General features: G+C 63.7%; 14 protein-coding genes and 3 tRNA genes. 2 read left to right on the forward strand and 15 right to left on the reverse strand.

The window, feature by feature from the left end; genetic code table 11:
* Window positions 1–42 precede the first annotated feature (42 nt).
* From U0023_RS00675 to U0023_RS00745, 15 genes are all read right to left on the reverse strand, one after another.
* A complete protein-coding gene (locus U0023_RS00675) occupies window positions 43–4,833 on the reverse strand; it encodes a cadherin domain-containing protein (RefSeq protein WP_009764293.1) in 4,791 nt (1,596 codons plus the stop codon).
* 367 nt (window positions 4,834–5,200) lie between these two features.
* Window positions 5,201–9,376 carry a DNA-directed RNA polymerase subunit beta' gene (gene rpoC / locus U0023_RS00680; RefSeq protein WP_009764292.1) on the reverse strand — a complete coding sequence of 1,392 codons (4,176 nt, stop codon included), beginning with the start codon at window positions 9,374–9,376 and terminating at the stop codon, window positions 5,201–5,203.
* Window positions 9,377–9,486: 110 nt separating this feature from the next.
* Complete coding sequence (gene rpoB, locus U0023_RS00685; RefSeq protein WP_009764291.1) at window positions 9,487–13,617, reverse strand: DNA-directed RNA polymerase subunit beta; 4,131 nt, start codon at window positions 13,615–13,617, stop codon at window positions 9,487–9,489.
* Window positions 13,618–13,864: 247 nt separating this feature from the next.
* On the reverse strand, window positions 13,865–14,242 hold the full coding sequence (gene rplL, locus U0023_RS00690) for a 50S ribosomal protein L7/L12 (protein ID WP_009764290.1): 378 nt from the start codon (window positions 14,240–14,242) through the stop codon (window positions 13,865–13,867).
* 52 nt (window positions 14,243–14,294) lie between these two features.
* The gene (rplJ, locus tag U0023_RS00695) at window positions 14,295–14,813 is read right to left on the reverse strand and encodes a 50S ribosomal protein L10 (RefSeq protein ID WP_009764289.1); all 519 of its coding nucleotides are present in this window, start codon (window positions 14,811–14,813) and stop codon (window positions 14,295–14,297) included.
* A gap of 678 nt (window positions 14,814–15,491) precedes the next feature.
* The gene (locus tag U0023_RS00700; protein ID WP_009764288.1) at window positions 15,492–16,772 is read right to left on the reverse strand and encodes an RNA polymerase sigma factor; all 1,281 of its coding nucleotides are present in this window, start codon (window positions 16,770–16,772) and stop codon (window positions 15,492–15,494) included.
* Between the two features lie 31 nt (window positions 16,773–16,803).
* Window positions 16,804–17,235: a YciI family protein gene (locus U0023_RS00705; RefSeq protein ID WP_009764287.1), complete on the reverse strand. Its 432-nt coding sequence runs from the start codon at window positions 17,233–17,235 to the stop codon at window positions 16,804–16,806.
* A gap of 183 nt (window positions 17,236–17,418) precedes the next feature.
* The gene (rplA, locus tag U0023_RS00710; protein WP_009764286.1) at window positions 17,419–18,120 is read right to left on the reverse strand and encodes a 50S ribosomal protein L1; all 702 of its coding nucleotides are present in this window, start codon (window positions 18,118–18,120) and stop codon (window positions 17,419–17,421) included.
* A 10-nt stretch (window positions 18,121–18,130) separates the two neighbouring features.
* A complete protein-coding gene (rplK, locus tag U0023_RS00715) occupies window positions 18,131–18,559 on the reverse strand; it encodes a 50S ribosomal protein L11 (protein ID WP_009764285.1) in 429 nt (142 codons plus the stop codon).
* Window positions 18,560–18,730: 171 nt separating this feature from the next.
* Window positions 18,731–19,264 (reverse strand): transcription termination/antitermination protein NusG, encoded by a 534-nt coding sequence (gene nusG, locus U0023_RS00720; RefSeq protein ID WP_009764284.1) that lies wholly within the window; start codon window positions 19,262–19,264, stop codon window positions 18,731–18,733.
* A 12-nt stretch (window positions 19,265–19,276) separates the two neighbouring features.
* Window positions 19,277–19,477 carry a preprotein translocase subunit SecE gene (secE, locus tag U0023_RS00725; RefSeq protein WP_009764283.1) on the reverse strand — a complete coding sequence of 67 codons (201 nt, stop codon included), beginning with the start codon at window positions 19,475–19,477 and terminating at the stop codon, window positions 19,277–19,279.
* A gap of 164 nt (window positions 19,478–19,641) precedes the next feature.
* Window positions 19,642–19,718: transfer RNA gene (locus U0023_RS00730), tRNA-Trp, on the reverse strand.
* Between the two features lie 43 nt (window positions 19,719–19,761).
* On the reverse strand, window positions 19,762–20,952 hold the full coding sequence (tuf, locus tag U0023_RS00735; protein ID WP_009764297.1) for an elongation factor Tu: 1,191 nt from the start codon (window positions 20,950–20,952) through the stop codon (window positions 19,762–19,764).
* 230 nt (window positions 20,953–21,182) lie between these two features.
* Window positions 21,183–21,256, reverse strand: a tRNA-Gly gene (locus tag U0023_RS00740).
* 17 nt (window positions 21,257–21,273) lie between these two features.
* Window positions 21,274–21,358: transfer RNA gene (locus tag U0023_RS00745), tRNA-Tyr, on the reverse strand.
* A 190-nt stretch (window positions 21,359–21,548) separates the two neighbouring features.
* Between U0023_RS00745 and U0023_RS00750 the strand changes: the two genes are divergently transcribed.
* Both U0023_RS00750 and U0023_RS00755 read left to right on the forward strand, forming a co-directional pair.
* Complete coding sequence (locus U0023_RS00750) at window positions 21,549–22,373, forward strand: TrmH family RNA methyltransferase (RefSeq protein ID WP_009764280.1); 825 nt, start codon at window positions 21,549–21,551, stop codon at window positions 22,371–22,373.
* A gap of 235 nt (window positions 22,374–22,608) precedes the next feature.
* Window positions 22,609–24,327, forward strand: coding sequence for an MFS transporter (locus tag U0023_RS00755; protein ID WP_009764279.1), 1,719 nt, complete (start codon window positions 22,609–22,611; stop codon window positions 24,325–24,327).
* Window positions 24,328–24,358: the final 31 nt, after the last annotated feature.

The following is a 24,358-nucleotide window of genomic DNA, read 5'->3' on the forward strand; positions in this document are numbered from 1 at the left end:
GCCCGCGCGAACTCGGCATGAGCCTGATACCACAATTTCAGGCTAAACCATGAAGAAATCCTTATAGGTGATCTCGCCGCCGGTCTTCCTGCTGGAATCGTAGGTGACGGTGGCGATCTCCAGGGCCTTCTGCTTCGTGCCCGAGCCGTCGGCATCGAAATAGAGCCTGTAGGTCTTGGCATTGATCTTCTTGGCGATGAAAAAGTCGTCCGCCTGCTTGGCCTCGCCGAGGGCGAACCAGCCGCTCTTGATGGCAATGGGCTTGTCGAGCGAGGCGCCTTTTCCCTTCAGATACTTGGCAATGGTCGCATTGCTGAAGGCGGCATCGTCGAAGTAGAGCGAATCGTACTTGGCCTGGAAATCCTTCACGATGTCGACATGGTCCTTATAGTCCCGCTTCGTGACCTTGACGTCGAACAGGAAGGCGTCGCGGTTCGGGTCCGCCGCATTCCACTTGCCGCCGGTAAGCGTGTCCTTGCCGGCTCCGCCGGCGAGAATGTCGTCGCCCGCATCGCCTGACAGGATGTCATTGCCGCTCCCGCCGAACAGGCAGTCGCCGCCGAAGCCGCCCGACAGCCTGTCGTTCAGGGCGCCGCCATAGAACACGTCGCCGGCAGCCGAGCCGACAGTGGTCTCCCGGTCCACGTCGGCAACATGGATGACGAAGGTCTTGTCGAGGCTCTGCCCGCTCTCGTCCGTCGCGCGCACCTTGATGGAATGTTGGGTTTTCTGCTCGTAGTCGAGCAGGAACCCGTTCCCCACAACGATCTTGTCACCCCGTATCTCGAACCGTCCGCCAGCGTCTTCGAGAAGGGTATAGGTATACCGTCCTTCCAGATCCGGATCGATCGTGGTCAGCGACCCGACCTCCGTCCCTGCCGCCGCCAGTTCGGATACGGGGTGGCTCGCGAATCTGACGTCGGTCGGCGCCTCTGCGACGTTGGTGACAGTGACCGTCACCTTCTCGATATAGGTAAGCCCCTCCGAGTCGGTTGTCCTGACCCAGAGGTCGTACGTGCCGACCTGAGCATCGTCGAGAGCCGATCTGAGAATGATCTGGTTGCTGCCGTTCTCGATCTTGAACAGAGGATGCTGAGCGTTCGGCAAAGCGCCGCCGGACGCGTCGGCCACAAGATCGTAGGTGTGGGTGTCTCCGCTCTGGTCGGTCGTGGCAAGCGTAGCGATCACTGTGCCGATTGCCGCACCTTCAGCCACCGAGCCCCCGGTCACGACGATGTCGCTCGGCGCCGTGTTGGTGACCAGGTTTATGGTGAACTCTTGCCATGTGCTCAGGCCGTCGGCATCCGTCGCTTTGATCCAGATCGCCGTTTGATCGCCCAGGGCCTGTAACGCGCTCGCACTATCCACGACGAGCCTGCCGTCGACGATCTTGAAGGGACCGCCCGGTTCGACCTCCGCATGCGTGCCGTTGCCGGTGACGATGGCATAGGAATGCGTGTCCCCCAAATCCTCATCGACCGCGTGCAACTGGCCTATGATCCGTCCGCCCCCGGCGGATCTCGACACGCTGGCCGTCACCGCTCCCGCTGAGCCAAAATCGATCGCCGTCGGCGCTTCGTTGGCGTTGTCGAGCGTGACGGTGATCGTCTGCTCGAACGCCGTGCCGGGAGTGCCGGCAATCTCGGCGCGGATCTTGAAGGTGAACGTGCCGTTCGCATAATCCTCCCGGTTCAGCACGGCGGTCTGCCGGAGGTTGTTGTCGTCAGTGACCGCAAACAGCGTCGCCAGCGTCGCGGCATCCGGGTTCGTATTGCCCTCCCCGGCGGTCGAGACGAGCGAATATGTGTACAGGCCCTGGTCGCCCCCCTGGACGGCCAGGCCGCCGAAATTGGCAATCGGGACCGCGTTTTCCGTAAGTACGAGGGTGGTCACTCCGCCGACTCGAACGGCGGTCGGGGCTTCGACCACGTTCGTGACGTTGATCACGATGTCCTGGATGAAACTCTGTGCCGGGCTGCCGGAATCGGTGGTCTCGATCTTCACGGAGGTGACGCCGCCGTTGTACTGCTCACGGTCAAGCACGACGCCGCTCTTCAACTTGAGAGCGAAGACCCCACTCCCCGCCGCCGTCTCCACGATCTCGAACGGCGAATTGACCGTAGGGGCATTGTTGACGTCGACGATCCGATAGGTATGGGTCTGTCCAGCATCCTCGTCGGTCGTGGACAAGACCCCGATGATGCGGCCGGCCTCCCCGTTCTCGGCGATGGCGATCGCGGTGGCGGGAGCTTCAGCGCCCACGGCGACCTTTACGGCGCTTGGGACTTCGTTGGCAGGATCGACCGTAACCGTCACGAGCTGCCACTTGCTCAGGTTTCCGGCATCCTTCGCTCGGATCCAGAGCGTCTGGGAACCCAGGAACGTCCCCAAGCCGCCAGCCCCGACGACGAGCTTGCCGTTAGAGATGCTGAAGGCGCCGGCGACCTCCACCACGCTGTTCTCGCCCTCGACGAGGGTGAACTCGAGAGCATCGCCATCGGGATCCAGGCCGCGCAAGGTCGCAATCTCGTCGCCGGCATCCGCGCTCTGTGAGACCCGCACGGCCGTATGACCAGGAGTGCCGAAGTCGATTGATGTCGGCGCTTCGTTGACGTCGGTCACGGTGATGACGATGGTCTGCTCGAACGCGGTCCCGGGGACGCCCGCCATCTCGGCATGGATCTTGAAGCTGAACGTGCCACCGGCATAGGCCTCGTGATCGAAGGCGCCGATCTTCCTGAGATTCTGTCCGTCGATGGCAAAGAGCTGCGCCAGGGCTGTGGCGGTCGGGTTGGTGTTGCCTTCAGCCGCGGTCGAAACGAGGGTGTAGGTGTAGGATCCGCTGTCGCCGCCGACATTCATCAATGCTTGAATGACTTGACTGGAATCGTTTTCAGGGAAGCTTGAAGGGCCGAGGACCGTGATCCCCGTCGGGCCTTCGACGACGTTCTCAACCGTTACGGCGATCGGCTCGACACTGGTATGGCCGGCCGAATCCGTGACCCGCAGGTAGAGTGTGAACGCGCCGTTGGTATAGGCTTCCCGATCGAGGGTGACGCCGGCTTTCAGCTTGAGCTTGTACGAGCCCGCCGCACCCGCCGCCACGATCTCGAAGGGCGAGCTCGAAAGGGGATTCCCGCCCTGGTCGACAATCGCATAGGTGAGCGCGGAGACACCGTCCGGATCTGTCGCCGATAGTGCGCCGATATCCCGCCCGCTTGTGCCCAGTTCGGGAATGCTGAGCGCCGTCGCTCCTCCCACCTTGATCGAACCGGGGATGCCGTTGCCTGTGCTCCCGGTGAAGCTGATCAGTTGAACGAAGCTCGCGCCCCCTTGATCGGTGACCTTGACGTTGAAGCTGAAGTTTCGCCCTTGCGGATTGCTCGAATCCAGCGTGACGCCATCCTTCAACGCTATGCGATAACCCGAAGAAGCATCGCCGATGATCTGAACCCGAGAGTTGATCGTCGGATTTCCGGAGCCATCGACGATTTGATAGGTGAAGACGGTGTCGCCATTGGCATCGACCGCCGACAACGGGCCGAAATCGAAGTTGCTCCCCAACACCCCGGAATATGTGAGAGCCGTTGCACCCGCGAGCGTCAGCGCTTCAGGGGCAAGGTTGTTGAGGTGGAAGCGCTGCTGGAACAGACCGTTTATGCCGGCATTCGCCGAGCCGGTTCCTGCACCGTACCACATGACGATCCAGTCTCCGTCGGGCAGTGCTGCGACACTCGGCAATTGCTGGACGCCCGACGAAACGTTGTGGACCAGGATTTCACTCCCGTTCGCCGTCCCGTCCGCGTTGAACACCTGCTGCAAGACATCGTAATTGTTCGTCCAGGTCACGACCCAACGGCCGCCGGCCAGCATCGTGACGCAGGGCTCTCCGATGAAGACGGCGCTCGCGTCGACGGAGCCGACCCGGGTATCGTCCGGATGAAGCCGATTGCCATTGACGTCGAAAACCTGCTGGAAGATCCCCTTGTGGTCCGGATCCAGATCCTGCCAGACGACGACCCAGCCTCCGCCGGGTAGCGCGGAGACGACAGCATTCTGCTGAACACCGCTGGTGAACAAGTTGACCCGGATTTCCGACCCGATCTTGTCGCCGGAATATCCGTATCGCTGCTGATAGATGCCGGTGGGATCGTCCGTCCCATTACCCTGCCACGTCACGACCCAGCCGGCGAACGGGTCGTTGGCGTTCACGAGTGCCGTGATCTCGGGGTTCCCCTGGTACCCAGCTGCGGTCGTATTGACCAGGAACTCTTGCGGAAAGCCGCCCGCAGCCGGCTGGCCGTTGGAAGCGTAGCGCTGTTCGATCACATCGACGTTGCCGTCGGATTCCATATTCTGCCACGTCACGATCCACCCGCCGCCGACAGCGGCCGGGAGGGCCGTGATGGATGCCGACCCCTGCTTGAGCGCCGGGACATGAGACACGTTCACCTCGGCGGTCGCCGGGCTTCCATCCGCGTTGAACAGCCGCTGATACACTCCGGCGGCATCCTGCCCGCCGCTGCCGTTCGGCCCCGCGCCTTCCCAGACCACCACGAAGCGTCCGTCCGAGAATGCGGCGACGCTGGGTGCCGTCTGGTTGCCGGTCGTCGTCGTGTTGACCAGCCGCGGGTCGGCGTCGATCTTGACGCCGTTGGAGTCGAACCGCTGGTAAAAAATGTCGGCCTGACCGGCGATGTCGACTTGCCAGACAGCGATGTAACCGCCCGCAGGCGGCGGAAAGGCCGAGAGGCTCGGATAATTCGGGGTAAAATTCGCCGCGGCTGTCGCTACAACGGTTTCGACGCCAACTCTTGAGATCGTTTGGGACATGGCTAAGCCTCGTCACCGATACACGGGACAACCACGGTTACATGTTATGCTATATTATATTGTTAAATATCCGAGTAAAGCTCTGCTTTATCGGCTGGCTCGTGCCGCGGCAGAACTTCCGGGTTGGACCTGAGTGTCCGGCTGGAGATGCGCTGGCAGCTCCTCTGACGTCATCACCTCTCCGTCCTCGTTCCGGGGACCCGTGCCGGTGATCCTGATCGATCGAGACGCGGTGCTTTTCGGATCGCAATGGCCGGCACAAGGCGGCCATGACGAAGAGGGAAACGATGGATCGGTCAGCCTCTGAGGCCGTAAAACAAAAAGGCCGCCCGGAGGCGGCCTTTTCAATTCATTGAAGCGGGAGAGCTTATTCCGCCGCCGGGGGCAGTTCGCTGATCTGAGCCTGCGACTCGGAGCGCTTCTGCTGCAGGATCAGCTCGTCGCGATGGGTCGCGACGGCCTTGACCTGGGCGGTGAGCGCACCGGTACCGGCCGGGATGAGGCTGCCGACGATGACGTTCTCCTTGAGGCCCTCGAGGGTGTCGACCTTGCCGTTGACCGCCGCCTCGGTGAGGACGCGGGTGGTCTCCTGGAAGGACGCCGCCGAGATGAAGGAGCGCGTCTGCAGCGAGGCCTTCGTGATACCGAGCAGAACCGGCACGCCTTCGGCGGGCTTCTTCTTCTCGGCCACGAGACGCTCGTTGATCTCCTCGAACTCCAGACGGTCGACCTGTTCGCCGGTGAGCAGCTCGGAATCGCCGCCCTCGGTGATCTCGACCTTCTGCAGCATCTGGCGAACGATCACCTCGATGTGCTTGTCGTTGATGAGCACGCCCTGGAGGCGGTAGACCTCCTGGATCTCGTTCACCAGGTAGGCGGCCAGCTCCTCGACGCCCTTGATCGCAAGGATGTCGTGCGGGGCCGGGTTGCCGTCCACGATGAAGTCGCCCACTTCGACCACGTCGCCGTCCTGCAGGTGGATGTGCTTGCCCTTCGGGATCAGGTACTCCACCGGCTCCGAGCCATCGTGCGGGTTCAGCGTCAGGCGACGCTTGCTCTTGTAGTCGCGGCCGAACTGGATCGTGCCGGACTTCTCCGCGATGATGGCCGCGTCCTTCGGACGACGGGCCTCGAACAGCTCCGCCACGCGCGGCAGACCGCCCGTGATGTCGCGGGTCTTGGCGCTCTCGGTCGAGACGCGGGCGAGGATGTCGCCGGCCTTGACCTTGGAGCCCGGGTCGGCCGCGAGGATCGCGTCCACGGGCAGCAGGTAACGGGCGTCACCACCACGGGCGACCTTGGCCACCTTGCCACCGGCACCCTGGATCACCACGGCCGGACGCAGATCCGCCGTACGCGGGGAACCGCGCCAGTCGATGACCACGCGCTTGGCGATGCCGGTCGACTCGTCCATCGACTCGATCATCGACGCGCCGTCCACCAGGTCCTCGTAACCCACCGTACCGTCGATCTCGGTGAGGATCGGACGGGAATAGGGGTCCCACTCGGCGATGCGCTGGCCCCGCTTGATCGTGTCGCCTTCGTCGACCTTCAGGCGGGAGCCGTATTGCAGGCGGTGCACCGCCCGCTCGGTGCCGTCGTGGCCGATGATCACAACCGCCACGTTGCGGCCCATGACGACGAGGTCGCCGTCGGAGTTGCGCGCAATGTTCTTGTTGCGGAAGCCGATCTTGCCTTCGAAGCTCGACTCGATGAAGGACGAGTCGGCGATCTGCGCAGCGCCGCCGATGTGGAAGGTACGCATCGTGAGCTGGGTGCCCGGCTCGCCGATGGACTGCGCCGCGATGACGCCGACGGCCTCACCGTGGTTGACCGGGGTGCCCCGGGCCAGGTCGCGACCGTAGCAGGTCGCGCAGACGCCGTTCTTCGACTCGCAGACCAGCACCGAGCGGATCTTCACCTCCTGGATACCGGCAGCGCCGATGGCCTCGAGATGATGCTCCTCGATCATCGTGCCCTTCGGAACGATGACGGTACCATCCTGGGCGACCAGGTCCTCCGCCGTGGAGCGGCCGAGGATACGGGAAGCCAGCGACGCGACCACCTGGCCGGCGTCGATGATGGCCCGCATCTTGATGCCCTTCTCGGTGCCGCAATCCGGCTCACGGATGACCGCGTCCTGCGCCACGTCGACGAGACGACGGGTCAGGTAACCCGAGTTCGCCGTCTTGAGCGCGGTGTCGGCCAGGCCCTTACGGGCGCCGTGGGTCGAGTTGAAGTACTCGAGAACGTCGAGGCCTTCCTTGAAGTTCGAGATGATCGGCGTCTCGATGATCTCGCCCGACGGCTTGGCCATGAGGCCGCGCATCGCCGCGAGCTGCTTCATCTGGGCCGGCGAACCACGCGCCCCCGAGTGGGACATCATGTAGATCGAGTTGACCGGCTTGTCGCGACCCTGATCGTCCTTCTGGACCGTCGAGATGCGGTTCATCATCTCGGCGGCGAGGCGGTCGGAGCACTTCGCCCAGGCGTCGACAACCTTGTTGTACTTCTCGCCCTGGGTGATGAGACCGTCCTGGTACTGCTGCTCGTAGTCCTTCGCGAGGGCACGGGTCTCCTCGACGATGGCCCACTTGTTCTCCGGGATCACCATGTCGTCCTTGCCGAACGAGATGCCGGCGCGGAACGCGTTGTAGAACCCGAGGCCCATGATGCGATCGCAGAAGATCACCGATTCCTTCTGACCGCAGTGCCGGTACACGGCATCGATCATGTTGGAGATCTCCTTCTTCGTCATGAGCTTGTTCACGACGTCGAAGGGCAGCATCGGGTGCTTCGGCAGGAGGCGCGAGAGCATGACGCGGCCGGCGGTGGTGTCGACGATCTTCGACACCGGCTGGCCGTCCTCGCCCAGGCCTTCCCAGCGATAGCGGATCTTCGTGTGAAGCGTGATGACCTTCTCGTTCAGGGCATGCTCGATCTCGCCCATGTCGGCGAAGGCCTTGCCCTGACCGGGCTGGCCGTCGGAGACGATGGAGAGATAGTAGAGGCCGAGAACGATGTCCTGCGACGGCACGATGATCGGCTGACCGTTGGCCGGGTGCAGGATGTTGTTGGTCGACATCATCAGCACGCGGGCTTCAAGCTGAGCCTCGAGCGAGAGCGGCACGTGGACAGCCATCTGGTCACCGTCGAAGTCCGCGTTGAACGCGGCGCAGACGAGCGGGTGCAGCTGGATCGCCTTGCCCTCGATGAGGGTGGGCTCGAAGGCCTGGATGCCCAGGCGGTGGAGCGTCGGAGCGCGGTTGAGCAGCACCGGATGCTCGCGGATGACCTCGTCCAGGATGTCCCAGACTTCCGGCTTCTCCTTCTCGACGAGCTTCTTCGCCTGCTTGACGGTGGCGGACAGGCCGCGCGCGTCGAGCTTGGCGTAGATGAACGGCTTGAACAGCTCGAGCGCCATCTTCTTCGGCAGGCCGCACTGGTGCAGCTTGAGCTCCGGTCCGACCACGATGACCGAACGGCCCGAGTAGTCGACGCGCTTGCCGAGGAGGTTCTGGCGGAAGCGGCCCTGCTTGCCCTTCAGCATGTCGGCGAGCGACTTCAGCGGACGCTTGTTGGCGCCGGTGATGACGCGGCCGCGGCGGCCGTTGTCGAACAGGGCGTCGACGGCCTCCTGGAGCATGCGCTTCTCGTTGCGGACGATGATGTCCGGCGCACGCAGCTCCATCAGGCGCTTCAGGCGGTTGTTGCGGTTGATGACGCGGCGATAGAGATCGTTCAGGTCCGAGGTCGCGAAGCGGCCGCCGTCCAGCGGCACGAGCGGACGCAGATCCGGCGGGATCACCGGAACCTCGGTCAGGATCATCCATTCCGGCTTGTTGCCCGACTGGACGAAGGCCTCGATGATCTTGAGGCGCTTCATCAGCTTCTTGGGCTTCAGCTCGGACGTGGTGACGGCGATCTCCTCACGGATCTCCTGCGCGGTCTTCTCGAGGTCGAGCTCCTGCAGGATCCGGCGGATGGCTTCCGCACCGATCATGGCCGTGAAGGAATCCTCACCGTACTCGTCCTGAGCACGGATGTACTCCTCCTCGGTGAGGAGCTGACGGTCCTTCATAGGCGTCAGGCCCGCATCGACGACGATGTAGGATTCGAAATAGAGGATGCGCTCCAGATCCTTCAGGGTCATGTCGAGCAGCAGACCGATGCGGCTCGGCAGGGACTTCAGGAACCAGATGTGGGCGACAGGCGCGGCCAGGGAGATGTGGCCCATGCGGTCGCGACGGACGCGGGCCAGCGTGACCTCGACGCCGCACTTCTCGCAGATAACGCCCTTGTACTTCATGCGCTTGTACTTGCCGCACAGGCACTCGTAGTCCTTGATGGGACCGAAGATGCGCGCGCAGAACAAGCCGTCGCGCTCGGGCTTGAACGTACGGTAGTTGATGGTCTCCGGCTTCTTGATCTCGCCGTAGGACCAGGACAGAATCTTCTCAGGGCTCGCGATCGAGATCTTGATCTGATCGAAGCTCTGCGGCTGGGCCGTCTGGTTGAAGAGATTCATGACCTCTTGATTCATCGCCGTCTCCTGGGCTGAAGGGCGCTTACATAAGCACCCTCACCGGCAATTGCATGAGGCCGCGGCACGAAAGCCGCGGCCGAACGTCAAACTTGAAGCGCCTTGGGCACTTATTCGGCGGCCTCGGACGGAGGCAGCTGCTCCGCCTCGTTGGCAGCCTTCTTGGAGTTGGTCAGCTCCACGTTGAGGCCGAGCGAGCGCATTTCCTTCACGAGAACGTTGAAGCTCTCCGGAATGCCCGACTCGAATGTGTCGTCGCCGCGCACGATGGCCTCGTAGACCTTCGTACGGCCGGCCACGTCGTCCGACTTGACCGTGAGCATTTCCTGCAGCGTGTAGGCGGCGCCGTAAGCCTCCAGGGCCCAGACCTCCATTTCGCCGAAGCGCTGGCCGCCGAACTGGGCCTTACCGCCCAGCGGCTGCTGGGTGACGAGGCTGTAGGGGCCGATGGAGCGGGCGTGGATCTTGTCGTCCACGAGGTGGTGGAGCTTCAGCATGTAGATGTAGCCCACGGTCACCTTGCGGTCGAAAGCCTCACCGGTCTTGCCGTCGTAGAGCGTCACCTGACCCGACGGATCGAGGCCGGCCTTCTGCAGCATGGCCTCGATGTCCGATTCCTTCGCGCCGTCGAAGACGGGCGTGGCGAACGGAACGCCGCGGCGCAGCTTGCGGCCGAGCTCGACGAGCTCGTCGTCGTCGGCCTGCTCGATTTCCGGCAGGTTGCCGTAGATCGACACCAACTGCTCGCGAAGCGCCGTGGTCTTGCCCGACTTCATATAGGCGTCCACGGCCTGAGCGACCTGCTTGCCGAGACCGGCGGCAGCCCAGCCCAGATGCGTCTCGAGGATCTGACCCACGTTCATGCGGCTCGGCACGCCGAGCGGGTTGAGCACGATATCCGCGTGGGTGCCGTCCTCGAGGAACGGCATGTCCTCGATGGGCACGATCCGCGACACGACACCCTTGTTGCCGTGACGGCCGGCCATCTTGTCGCCCGGCTGGATCTTGCGCTTCACGGCCACGAAGACCTTGACCATCTTCATGACGCCCGGAGGCAGCTCGTCGCCGCGCTGCAGCTTCTCGACCTTGTCGAGGAAGCGCTGCTCGAGGCGCTTCTTCGATTCGTCGTACTGCTTCTGCATGGCCTCGATCTCGGTCATCAGAGCATCGTCTTCGACCGCGAACTGCCACCATTGCGACCGCGGGAACTCGCTGAGGAGCTCGCGGGTGATCGGAGCGTCCTTCTTGTAGCCCTTCGGGCCCGCAACGCCGGTCTTGCCCGAGAGGATCTCGGCCAGACGCGCATAGGTGTTGCGGTCGAGGATCGCCTGCTCGTCGTCGCGGTCCTTCGCGAGACGCTCGATCTCCTCGCGCTCGATGGCCTGGGCGCGCTCGTCCTTGTCGACGCCGTGACGGTTGAAGACGCGGACTTCCACGATGGTGCCGGTCACGCCCGGGGGCACGCGCAGCGAGGTGTCGCGGACGTCGGAGGCCTTCTCGCCGAAGATGGCGCGCAGAAGCTTCTCTTCCGGTGTCATCGGGCTTTCGCCCTTCGGCGTGATCTTGCCGACGAGGATGTCGCCCGCATGGACCTCGGCGCCGATATACACGATGCCGGCTTCGTCGAGGTTCTTCAGCGCCTCTTCCGAAACGTTCGGAATGTCGCGCGTGATTTCCTCAGGCCCCAGCTTCGTGTCGCGGGCCATCACTTCGAACTCCTCGATGTGGATCGAGGTGAAGACGTCTTCCTTCACGATCCGCTCGGAGAGCAGGATCGAGTCTTCGAAGTTGTAGCCGTTCCACGGCATGAACGCGACGAGCACGTTCCGGCCGAGCGCCAGCTCGCCGTATTCGGTCGAGGGACCGTCGGCGATGATGTCGCCCTTGCGCACGACGTCGCCGGCGCGGACCAGCGGCTTCTGCGTGATGCAGGTCGACTGGTTGGAGCGCTGGAACTTCTGCAGGCGGTAGATGTCGACGCCCGGGCGGGTCGGATCCGTGTTTTCCGTCGCGCGGATAACGATACGGGTCGCGTCCACCTGGTCGACGATGCCGGTGCGGCGGGCTGCGATGGCGGCACCCGAGTCACGGGCCACGACCGCTTCCATGCCGGTGCCGACGAACGGAGCGTCCGCCTGAACCAGAGGCACGGCTTGACGCTGCATGTTCGAGCCCATGAGAGCGCGGTTCGCGTCGTCGTTCTCGAGGAACGGGATGAGCGCGGCAGCGACCGACACGAGCTGCTTCGGCGACACCTCCATCAGATCCACGCGATCGGGAGCCGCCACGATGTTTTCACCGGCGCGGCGGCAGATCACGAGCTCTTCCGTCAGGGTGCCGTTGGCATCCAGCAGCGAGTTCGCTTGGGCGATGTTGTACTTCGCCTCTTCCATAGCCGAGAGGTAGATCACCTCGTCCGTCACGCGGCTGTCGCGCACGCGGCGGAACGGCGTCTCGATGAAGCCGTACTTGTTGACGCGGGCGAAGGTAGCCAGCGAGTTGATCAGACCGATGTTCGGGCCTTCCGGCGTCTCGATCGGGCAGATGCGGCCGTAGTGGGTCGGGTGCACGTCGCGCACCTCGAAGCCGGCGCGCTCGCGGGTCAGACCGCCCGGGCCGAGGGCCGAGAGGCGACGCTTGTGCGTGACTTCCGAGAGCGGGTTCGTCTGGTCCATGAACTGCGACAGCTGCGAGGAGCCGAAGAATTCGCGCACGGCGGCAGCGGCAGGCTTCGCGTTGATCAGGTCCTGCGGCATGACGGTGTCGATATCGACCGACGACATGCGCTCCTTGATCGCGCGCTCCATGCGCAGCAGTCCGAGGCGGTACTGGTTCTCCATGAGCTCGCCGACCGAGCGCACACGGCGGTTGCCGAGGTGGTCGATGTCGTCGATCTCGCCCTTGCCGTCGCGCAGGTCCACGAGCGCCTTCGTGACCGCGAGGATGTCCTCACGGCGAAGGGTCCGCACTGTGTCCTCTGCGTCGAGGTCGAGGCGCATGTTCATCTTCACGCGGCCCACCGCCGAGAGGTCGTACCGCTCGGGATCGAAGAACAGCGAGTTGAACATGGCTTCCGCCGTCTCGAGGATCGGCGGCTCGCCCGGACGCATGACGCGGTAGATGTCGAACAGGGCGTCCTCGCGGGAGGAGGCCTTGTCGATGGCGAGCGTGTTGCGGATGTAAGGGCCGACCGTGACGTGGTCGATGTCGAGCACCGGGATCTCGGTGAACCCGGCCTCTTCCAGCCCCTTCAGCAGCTTCTCGGTGATCTCGTCGCCCGCTTCGGCGTAGATCTCGCCGGTCTTGGGGTTCACGAGGTCCTCGCCGATGTACTGGCCGTAGAGGTCCTCGTCCGTCGCGCGCAGGTTCTTCAGGCCCTTCTCGGCGAGCTGGCGGGCGGCACGCGCGGTCAGCTTCTTGCCGGCCTCGAGCACGATCTCGCCGGACTTGGCGTCGATCAGGTCCACGGAGGCCTTGAAGCCCTTCATGCGCTCCGCGTCGAACGGCACGGACCAGGCGTCCCCATCACGAGTATAGATGATGTGGTTGTAGAAGGTGTTGAGGATCTCCTCGCCGTCGAGGCCGAGGGCGTAGAGCAGCGACGTCGCCGGAAGCTTACGCTTGCGGTCGATACGGGCGTACACGATGTCCTTGGCGTCGAACTCGATGTCGAGCCAGGAACCGCGATAGGGGATGATGCGGGCGGCGAACAGCAGCTTGCCCGAGGAATGCGTCTTGCCCTTGTCGTGATCGAAGAACACGCCGGGCGAACGGTGCATCTGGGAGACGATGACGCGCTCGGTGCCGTTCACGATGAAGGTGCCGTTGTCCGTCATGAGCGGCATGTCGCCCATGTAGACGTCCTGCTCCTTGATGTCCTTCACGGAGCGGGCGCCGGTATCCGGGTCCACATCGAACACGATGAGGCGCAGCGTGACCTTGAGCGGCGCAGCGAAGGTCATGCCCCGCTGACGGCACTCGTCCACGTCGTATTTCGGGGGCTCGAACGTATACTTCACGAATTCGAGCAGGGCAGTATTCGAAAAGTCCGAAATCGGGAAAACCGATTTGAAGACGGCTTGCAAGCCCTCTTCCGGCCGGCCACCCTTTGGCTCTTCGACCATCAGGAACTGGTCGTAGGATGCCTTCTGAACCTCGATCAGGTTCGGCATCTCCGCCACTTCCTTGATTTTCCCGAAGAACTTGCGAATGCGCTTCCGGCCGATCAGTGTGTTGGCCATCTGGACCTCGTTCCTCATACACGGCTAATCGAGAACCCCGGGAGGTCAGGCTCCTCGATTAGCCGCCCGGCGGCTCAATCCGCCCGCTAACCGCAAGAATTCAGGTCGCTTTTCCGACCTGCCGACGTGCCGTCAAGAAGCCCTGCCTCTTTGACGACACAACGGCCCCAGGCAAAATCGCCTGGGACCGTGTGTTTTGAGCCCCGATTTCTCGGGGGTAACCCTGCGACCCTGAAGGGCCGCAAAATTACTTAAGCTCGACCTTGGCGCCGACCTTCTCGAGGGTCGCCTTGATCTTCTCGGCTTCGTCCTTGGCAACGCCTTCCTTAACGGGCTTCGGCGCACCTTCGACGAGGTCCTTAGCTTCCTTCAGGCCCAGGCCCGTGATGCCACGGACTTCCTTGATGACCTCGATCTTCTTGTCGCCGGCCGAAGCCAGGACGACCGTGAACTCGGTCTGCTCTTCAACAGGAGCAGCGCCAGCGCCAGCGCCCGGAGCGGCAGCGACGGCAACAGCAGCGGCGGCGGAAACGCCCCACTTCTCTTCGAGCATCTTCGAGAGCTCGGCAGCCTCGAGAACGGTCAGCGACGAAAGATCGTCAACGAGCTTGGCAAGATCAGCCATTTCTTAGTTCCTTAAGTTCAGTTCGAACGGTTTGATGGTTGAGGTTACGGCCTCACGCCGCTTCGCCTGTCTTGGCATAGGCCCCGAACACGCGGGCGAGCTTCGCCGCCGGCGCAGTGCTGAGCTGAGCGATCTTCGTAGCCGGGGCCTGGATGAGGCCGACCAGCTTGCCGCGCAGTTCATCGAGGGACGGCAGAGTGGCAAGCGCCTTCACTCCGTCCACGTTCAGGGCGGTCGTGCCCATTGCGCCGCCGAGGATCACGAGCTTGTCGTTACCCTTGGCGAAATCGACAGCGACCTTGGGAGCCGCGACCGGATCGCTCGAATAAGCGATCAGGGTCGGACCTTTCATAAGGCCCGAGATGGACGCGACGTCCTTGCCTTCGAGAGCGATTTTGGCGAGGCTGTTTTTTGCGACCTTCACGGTGGCGCCGGCCTGCTTCATCTGCGAACGCAGCTTCTGCATGTCGGCGACCGTGAGACCAGCATAGTGGGCGACGACGACAACGCTCGTGGTGCTAAACACGTCGTTGAGAGTCGAGACGAGCTCGCGCTTTGCTGCTCTTTCCACTGGGCTCTCTCCGGTTGGCGGAAATGTCCGCCGGTTGCATTTGCCGTTCAAGGCCCGGACTTGCATCCGAGGCATCCCTGAACGACGCTCTCGCAAGCCCTGTCCCCCAAATGACGCCTGGCGGCGCACCGGGTGAGATGGTTCGAACCGATCCTCTTCACCTGCGTTGATGCAGGTATAAAAAACTCGGCTTCCCCGTCTATGCAGGCCCTTACGAATTAAACCGGCAAGCCGGCACCTGCAGTCTCGGACAGGACATAGCCGGAACGCGCCAAAGGTTACCCTTTAGCTCGCCGGCTTGTCACCGCCCCGTCTCCGGGACGGATTAGCAGCCAAAGGCACGCGCAAAAGCGGAGCCTCGGCATATGTTGGAAACTCAAAGAATCCCTATAATCCCTTTTCGCCCTCTTGCCAAGAGGTAGGGTAGGATAAGTTTAAGGTTTTTATGGCCGCGGGCGGAGGGACCGCCTGGATGCCACCCGGACGGGAACGGCCTGAGGAGCCGGTTGCGACGTCCCGATGAGACCGCGCGTCGCCAGATATCCGGTCAAGACCAGCCCGATGGCACCGATTAGCTCGATCATGGCATATATATATCCCTGCTCCCACCTGCAACAATGTGATGGCTGGAAGCGCAATATTCAAGCCCCAAAAGCGACGCCCCTTCCCTTGGGGCGATCAGACCTTGTTCTGATCCGCGTTCTGCGAACAGGCCGCGGCCCTTCCGAGTAGGAAGGCCCTCTCGCGCTCGTTCCGGCTGAGGGAGGCCGCAAGCTCGAATTGGGCCCGGGCATCGGCGGGTCGGCCGGCACGGAGCAGGAAAGCGCCCCTCGCTGCAGGCAAAGGGGCGTACTGGGCCAGGGAAGTCGGATCGATGTCGTCCAGGAGCCTCAGACCGGTGTCCGGTCCGAAAGCCATGCTGTGCGCCACCGCCCGGTTGAGCTCGACCACGGGCGAAGGCATGACGAGGCAGAGCAGATCGTAGAGGCCGGCAATTCTCGCCCAATCCGTGTCTTCAGGCCGGTTGGCGCGGGCGTGGCAGGCGGCGAGCGCGGCCTGGAGGGCATAGGGCCCGAGGGCGCCGCCCAGGGCCTCGGCCCGCTCGAGAGCCAACAGGCCTCGGCGGATGAGAAGCCTGTCCCACCGGGCCCTGTTCTGTTCCGTCAGGGGGATCGGCAGACCATCCGGGCCAATGCGGGCTGCCAAGCGCGAAGCCTGGATCTCCACCAGGGCGAGGAGGCCGAGAACCTCCGGCTCGTCGGGGGCGAGACCCGCCAGGATGCGGGCGAGGCGCTGGGCTTCGGCGCACAGGACCGGGCGGGTGAGATCAGCTCCGGAGGTCGCAGAGTAGCCCTCGTTGAAGATCAGGTAGATCACCGCCAGGACCGAGGAGAGGCGCTCCTGCCGTTCCCGTCCGCGCGGCACCTCGAACGACAGGCCGGCCTTGCCGAGGGCTCTCTTCGCCCGGACGATGCGCTGGGCGATGGTCGCCTCGCTGGCGAGATAGGCCCGGGCGATCTCCTCCGTCGTCAGTCCGCCGATCAGCCGCAGGGTCAAGGCGACCCGAGCTTCCGGCGACAGGATTGGGTGGCAGGCGATGAAGATCAGGCTCAGCAGCTCATCCCCGACCTCGTCGTCCATGGCGGCCTCGATCGCTGCAACCCCGCCCTCGTCCTCCTCGGAAAGATCGCGACCGATCTCGGCATGTTTCCGGGCGAGCATCCTGTTGCGCCGGATAAGGTCGATCGCCCGGCGCCTGGCGGCGGCGTTCAGCCAGGCGCCGGGATTTGTCGGGACCCCTGTTCTCGGCCATTCGGACAGAGCCGTGACGAACGCGTCCTGGGCCAGCTCCTCGGCCAGTCCGACATCGCGCACCATCCGCGCCAGGCTGGCAATGAGCCTGGCCCGCTCGATCCGGAAGATCGTCTCGATGGTGTGGCGGAGGTCGGTTATCGTCACAGTCGTCAGGGGAATTGGGCTATGGCGGGACCTATTGGCCCGAGATCCGGGCGCGGAGCTCGTTCTCGCGCTCAGCGAGCTCCGGCGTGACGATATCGCCGAAATCGGCCAGCTCGTAGATCGGGCGGATCTCGATCTCGCTCGGGCCGGGCATCGGGTTGGGGCACCGCTTCACCCATTCGAGAGCCTCAGCCATGTCCTTGACCTCCCAGAGCCAGAACCCCGCCACCAGCTCGCGGGTCTCGGCGAAGGGGCCGTCGATCACGGTGCGGCTCGGGCCATCGAAGGCCACCCGCTTCCCCTCGGACGAGGGCTTGAGCCCGTCGCCGGCCAGGAGGATCCCGGCATTGATCAGCTCCTCGTTGAACCGGCCCATGGCCTCGAACAGCTCCGTGAGCTCGGCCGAGGGCTTGAGGCCCGCCTCGCTGTCCTTCGTGGCCTTCACCAGTACCATCACGCGCATCGTCTCGTCTCCTTGTGCTTGGGCAGAGCAGAACGGGCTCTCCTGTTCATACGACGAACGGGGATCGGCCGGATCGACAGGCCGTCGACATTTTTTGCACCAGAAACGACGGAAATGGGATTGGCCAAAAGAAAAAGCCCGGCGCGGAGGCCGGGCTTTTCCGATTGTCTGGCAATGGGCCGCTTAGCCGCCGATCACCGAGGAGGGATCGACCTTCACGCCCGGGCCCATCGTCGAGGAGATCGCGACGCGCTGGATGTAGGTGCCCTTGGCGCCCGAGGGCTTCGCCTTGGAGACCGCATCGGCGAAAGCCTTGATGTTCTCCACCAGCTTGCCCTCGTCGAAGGAGGCCTTGCCGATGCCGGCGTGGACGATACCGGCCTTCTCGACGCGGAACTCGACGGCGCCGCCCTTGGCGGCCTCGACGGCCCCCTTCACGTCCATGGTGACGGTTCCGACCTTCGGGTTCGGCATCAGGCCGCGCGGGCCAAGAACCTTACCGAGGCGGCCGACGAGCGGCATCATGTCCGGAGTGGCGATGCAGCGATCGAAGTCGATCGTGCCGCCGTTGACGGTCTCGAAGAGCTCCTCGGCGCCCACCACGTCGGCACCGGCAGCCTTGGCCTCGTCAGCCTTGGCGCCGCGGGCGAAGACGGCAACGCGGACCGTCCGGCCGGAGCCGTTCGGCAGGTTGCAGACGCCGCGGACCATCTGGTCGGCGTGACGGGGATCGACACCGAGGTTCATCGAGATCTCGATGGTCTCGTCGAACTTCGCCTTGGCGCGTTCCTTGATCAGCTTCACCGCGTCCTGGATCGGGTAGAGCTTGGTGACCTCGATGCCCTCGCGGGCCGCGCTGATGCGCTTACCTTCCTTAACAGCCATCATGCCCTCCTTACGCCACTTCCATGCCCATCGAGCGCGCGGAGCCCTCGATCATGGCCATGGCGGATTCAACGGTGTCGCAGTTGAGATCGACCATCTTCTTCTCGGCGATCTCGCGGATCTGGTCGCGGGTGACGCGACCGACGGTGCCGCCCTTACCGGGGGTCTGCGAACCCTTGTCGATCTTCGCGGCCTTCTTCAGCCAGTAGGAGACCGGGGGCTGCTTCATCTCGAAGGTGAAGGAACGATCCTGATACGCGGTGATGATCACCGGGATCGGGGTGCCCTTCTCCATCTGCGAGGTCTTCGCGTTGAAGGCCTTGCAGAATTCCATGATGTTCAGGCCGCGCTGACCGAGCGCCGGACCGATCGGCGGCGACGGGTTGGCTGCGCCTGCGGGCACTTGAAGCTTAACGTAGCCCGAGATTTTCTTTGCCATAGGACTGCTCCCAATGGACCAACCGCCCGGCGCCAACCGAGCGGAATGGCAGTTGCAGATCGCGGTGCAGTCTGGAACTCCCGGCTGGCGACCGGGCAGACCTCCCGCGGATGAAAGCCCCTCTCAAGGGGCCTGGAAAGCGCTACCGGGCAGGTACCACTCCCCTTCCGATCAGATCTTCTCGACCTGACCGTATTCGAGTTCGACCGGCGTTGCGCGGCCGAAGATGGACACCGCCACCTTGAGGCGGGCCCGGGCGTCGTCGACTTCCTCGACCACGCCATTGAACGAGGCGAAGGGGCCGTCAGAGACGCGAACCTGTTCGCCGACCTCGAAGCTGACGGACGGCTTGGGATGATCGACGCCCTCGGCCACCTGACCCTTGATCCGTTCGGCTTCCCGATCCGGGATCGGAACCGGCTTGGACTTGTCGGCTCCCAGGAAGCCCGTCACCTTCGGCGTATTCTTGATGAGGTGGTAAACCTCGTCGGTCAGGTCGCACTTCACCAGCACGTAGCCCGGGAAGAACTTGCGCTCGGTGTCGACCTTACGGCCACGGCGCACCTCGACGACCTTCTCGGTCGGAACCATGACCTCGTCGAACTTGTCTTCCAGGCCGCGCTGAGCCGCCTGATCCTTGATCGACTGGGCAACCTTGTTCTCGAAATTCGAATAGGCGTGGACGATGTACCAACGCTTCGTCATTCCATCCACCCCTTAACCGCCGAGCCCGAGGATCACCGAGCGGACGCCCCAGCCGAGGGCCTGATCGACAACCAGGAAGAAGACGCTGGCGACCACCACCATCACGAACACCATGGCGGTCGTGATCATCGTCTCCTTGCGCGTCGGCCACGTGACCTTCGCAGCTTCCGAGCGGACCTGCTGTATGAAATCGAACGGGTTCGTCTTTGCCATTTCGCTTGCGTCCACATCACCGTGAGAGCGGCTGAGAACGTCCTCTAAGGGCACGCTTGAGCCCAAATTGAAGGGGCGCGAGGCTGCTTTCCGAGCCTCGCGCCACCTGTTCAAACCATCTACGGGGCGTTTCTCTAACGCAAAACGCCCGCTTTGTCGACCGCTGGCAGGAGTGGAGGGACTCGAACCCCCAACCCCCGGTTTTGGAGACCGGTGCTCTAGCCGATTGAGCTACACTCCTCCGGCGGTCAACAGGCGGCGGAAATCCACCGCCTGGATCGGTATCAGTCCATCACGGCGGCGACGACGCCGGCGCCGACGGTACGGCCGCCTTCGCGGATGGCGAAGCGCAGCTTCTCTTCCATGGCGATCGGCGCGATCAGCTCGACTTCCATCGTGATGTTGTCGCCCGGCATCACCATCTCGGTGCCCTCAGGCAGCTTCACCACGCCGGTCACGTCCGTCGTGCGGAAGTAGAACTGCGGCCGGTAGTTGCCGAAGAACGGCGTGTGACGGCCACCCTCTTCCTTCGTCAGGATGTAGGCCTCGGCCTTGAACTTCGTGTGCGGCTTGATCGAGCCGGGCTTGCACAGCACCTGGCCGCGCTCCACGTCCTCGCGCTTCGTGCCGCGCAGCAGAACGCCCACGTTGTCGCCGGCCTGGCCCTGGTCGAGCAGCTTGCGGAACATCTCGACGCCCGTGACCGTCGTCTTCTGCGTGTCGCGCAGACCCACGATCTCCACTTCCTCGCCGACCTTGATGATGCCGCGCTCGACGCGACCCGTCACCACCGTGCCGCGGCCCGAGATCGAGAACACGTCTTCGATCGGCATCAGGAACGGCTGGTCCACCGGACGCTCCGGCTGCGGGATGTAGCGGTCGACCTCGGCCATCAGCTCGAGCACCCGCTCGCGGCCGATCTCAGGCTGGCGGTCTTCCAGAGCGCACAGGGCCGAGCCCTTCACGATCGGAATGTCGTCGCCGGGGAAGTCGTACTTCGACAGAAGCTCGCGCACCTCGAGCTCGACCAGGTCGAGCAGCTCGGCGTCGTCGACCATGTCGACCTTGTTCATGAACACCACCAGGGCCGGCACGCCAACCTGGCGGGCCAGCAGGATGTGCTCGCGCGTCTGCGGCATCGGCCCGTCGGCCGACGACACCACCAGGATCGCGCCGTCCATCTGCGCCGCACCCGTGATCATGTTCTTCACGTAGTCGGCGTGGCCGGGGCAGTCCACGTGGGCATAGTGCCGGTTCGTGGTCTCGTACTCCACGTGCGCCGTCGAGATCGTGATGCCGCGCGCCTTCTCTTCCGGCGCCTTGTCGATCTGGTCGTACGCCGTGAACGTCGCCCCACCCGACTCCGCCAGAACCTTCGTGATCGCCGCCGTCAGAGACGTCTTGCCATGGTCCACGTGACCAATCGTCCCAATGTTGCAGTGCGGCTTATTCCGCTCAAACTTTTCCTTCGCCATTGATCTCTACCTTGCATAGGCCAGGAACAAAAAACCCAGGGGCGTCCGATATTGCGGTTATGCTCTTTGTGCAAGAGCGAATTTCGATATTGCAGAACCTAATGCCGGATAACCCGGCCCTCGAACCTGTGGGAACCGGATCGTCAGACACCTCGCCGCCGGGCAGGTTTGGCCTGTATAAAGGCCCTGCGGCCCGAAATTACAAGCTGAGCGGCTGTGATCGCGGAAGGTGGAGCGGGTGAAGGGAATCGAACCCTCGTATTCAGCTTGGAAGGCTGCTGCTCTACCATTGAGCTACACCCGCGTGACCTTCTGATTGGGTGGTGGGGGAAGTAGGACTCGAACCTACGAAGGCATAGCCAGCGGATTTACAGTCCGCCCCCTTTGCCGCTCGGGACATTCCCCCTTGAGACCCAACCCGAACGCAAAACGCCGAGGCTGTTCTGCGAAGCGCCCGACGTGGTCAAGCGCTCCGTGGCGCTCTTATGGTGACCTGCATGGCCGGTGTCAACCTCAAAGCGTATCGAATCTGATGGGTCGTGAACGGGCGCTCCCTGTGCTATGGCGCTACCTTCACCAAACGAGATCCGAACAGCATGAGCGACCGCCCCTTCCAGTCCCGCAAGCCGAGATTCCAGCGTCCCCACGGGAAACCCGGTCGCCGCGATGCCCACGCCAGACGCCCGAATTTCGAGATCGACACGACCATCCTCTATGGCTGGCACCCCGTGGTCGAGGCGCTTCGGAACGGCCGGAGGACCATTCGCCGCCTCCTGGCGACGGAGAACTCCGCCCGCCGCCTGAGCGAAGAGCTGGACTCTCCTCTTCCCATCGAACCTGAGATTGTCCGCCCGGACGAGATCAACCGCCTCCTGGAGCCCGACGCGGTGCACCAGGGCCTTTACGCCGAGGCCGATCCCCTGCCCTCTCCGTCGGTGGACACCTTGAGCGGCAAGCGCGTGGTGCTCGCCCTCGACCAGATCACCGATCCGCACAATGTGGGCGCCATCGTCCGCACGGCCGCCGCCTTCGACGTGGAAGCCATCATCACCACGGCCCGGCACAGCCCGGCAGCGACCGGCGTTCTGGCCAAATCGGCGTCGGGAGGCCTCGAGCACGTCCCCTTCATGATCGTGCGCAATCTCGGCGACACGCTCAACGCCCTCGGCGAACGGGGCTTTCAGCGAATCGGGCTCGATTCGTCCGGCGACGCCAATCTCGACGAGGTGGAGATCAGTCTGCCCGTCGTTCTCGTGCTGGGCTCGGAAGGCAAGGGATTGCGCCAAAGGACGCGCGAGTGCTGCGACGTCATCGGCCGGCTCGACATGCCCGGGGCCATCAAGAGCCTCAACGTCTCCAATGCCGCCGCGATCAGCCTTTATGCTGTGGTCAGAGGCGCCTCCAGAAGCACTCGAAAGTGACGGCGAAGGCGGTAGCTAAATATCTGACGAGATTAATAAATCGTTCTTCTTCAACAGCTCCTTAGACGGAAGTCGCAAATACCAATTGTGAATTGTGGAAAGGTTGCCCCGAGGTAGCTTTCCATTCGTTGGATTCTTGGTTGCCGAGCGCAGCCACGATGCCGCGGCCCAGGCCTGCCACGCATGGCCTGCGGCTCAGAACCCGGAAAACCGGGGATGAATGGAAGGGAACCCTATGGCAACAGCAGCTACCACGCCTCATGCGGCCGCCTCGGCGCGGCCGATGACGCGGGAGGAAAAGAAGGTCATTCTGGCCTCCTCCCTCGGTACCGTCTTTGAATGGTACGATTTCTATCTCTACGGCTCTCTCGCCACGATCATCGGCGCACAATTCTTCTCCGCCTTCGACGTGACGACCCGTAACGTCTTCGCACTCCTGGCCTTCGCAGCCGGCTTCCTGGTGCGCCCCTTCGGCGCCATCGTGTTCGGCCGCATCGGCGACCTCGTCGGCCGGAAATACACCTTCCTGATCACCATCCTGATCATGGGCTGCTCGACCTTCCTGGTCGGCCTGCTTCCGAGCTACAGCCAGATCGGCTGGGTCGCCCCCGTGGTGCTGATCGCCCTGCGCATGCTCCAGGGACTGGCGCTCGGCGGCGAGTACGGCGGCGCTGCGGTCTACGTGGCCGAGCACGCTCCGGTGGGCCGTCGCGGCTTCTACACCAGCTTCATCCAGATCACGGCGACGGTCGGCCTGCTCCTCTCCCTCGTCGTCATCCTCGTGCTCCGTACCTGGATGGGTGAGCAGGGCTTCCAGACCGGCGAAGGCTGGCCGATCGCCGGCTGGCGCATCCCGTTCCTCCTCTCCGTCGTCCTCCTCGGCATCTCGGTCTGGATTCGTCTCCAGATGCAGGAATCCCCGGCCTTCAAGAAGATGAAGGAAGAGGGCACGCAGTCGAAGGCTCCTCTGAAGGAGGCATTCGGCCAGTGGAGCAACCTCAAGATGGTTCTCATCGCCCTGATCGGTCTCGCCATCGGCCAGGCCGTGGTGTGGTACACGGGCCAGTTCTACGCCCTGTTCTTCATCCAAAGCATCCTGAAGGTCGACCTGCTCACCTCGAACGTGCTGATCGCCTGGTCGCTGATCCTCGGCACCGGCGGCTTCGTGTTCTTCGGCGCGCTGTCCGACAAGATCGGCCGCAAGCCGGTAATTCTCGGCGGCTGCCTGATCGCGGCGATCACCTACTTCCCGCTCTTCGGCGCTCTCACGAACGTGGCCAGCCCACGGCTGGCTCAGGCGCTCGAGACTTCCAAGGTCCAGGTCGTGGCCGATCCCGCCGCATGCGGCTCGGTGTTCGACCCGGTCGGCATCCGCACCTTCACGGCCCCATGCGACGTGGCTCGCGTGGCTCTCGCCCGTGCGGCCATCAAGTACGAGCTCGTCCCGGCCGCCGCCGGCACGCCCGTCAAGGTGACGTTCAACGGCACAGAAGCTCCTCTTGCTCCCGCGGTTCCGGCCAACATCACCGCCTTTACCGAGGCTGCGGCGGGGGCAGGTTATCCGAAGGCGGGCGACCCGAGCATCGTGAAGGTCAGCGGCTTCTTCGCGGCACTCGGCAATGCCCAGGCCCTGAAGGCCATCGGCATCCTGACGATCTTCGTGATCTACGTCACGATGGTGTACGGCCCCATCGCGGCGGCCCTGGTGGAGTTCTTCCCCACCCGCATCCGCTACACTGCGATGTCCCTGCCCTACCACATCGCCAATGGCTGGTTCGGGGGTCTCCTGCCGCCGACGGCCTTCGCGATGGTGGCAGCCACGGGCGACATCTATTACGGCCTCTGGTACCCGATCGTGATTGCCCTGGTGACCTTCGTGGTCGGCCTGCTCTTCGTGCCGGAAACCAAGGACCGGGACATCATGACCTTCGAAGGCGTTGGCGCGAAGCGCTGACTTTCAAAGGAACTCACCAAACGGGAAAGCC

It is taken from the genome of Microvirga lotononidis (assembly GCF_034627025.1).
GTDB lineage: Bacteria > Pseudomonadota > Alphaproteobacteria > Rhizobiales > Beijerinckiaceae > Microvirga > Microvirga lotononidis.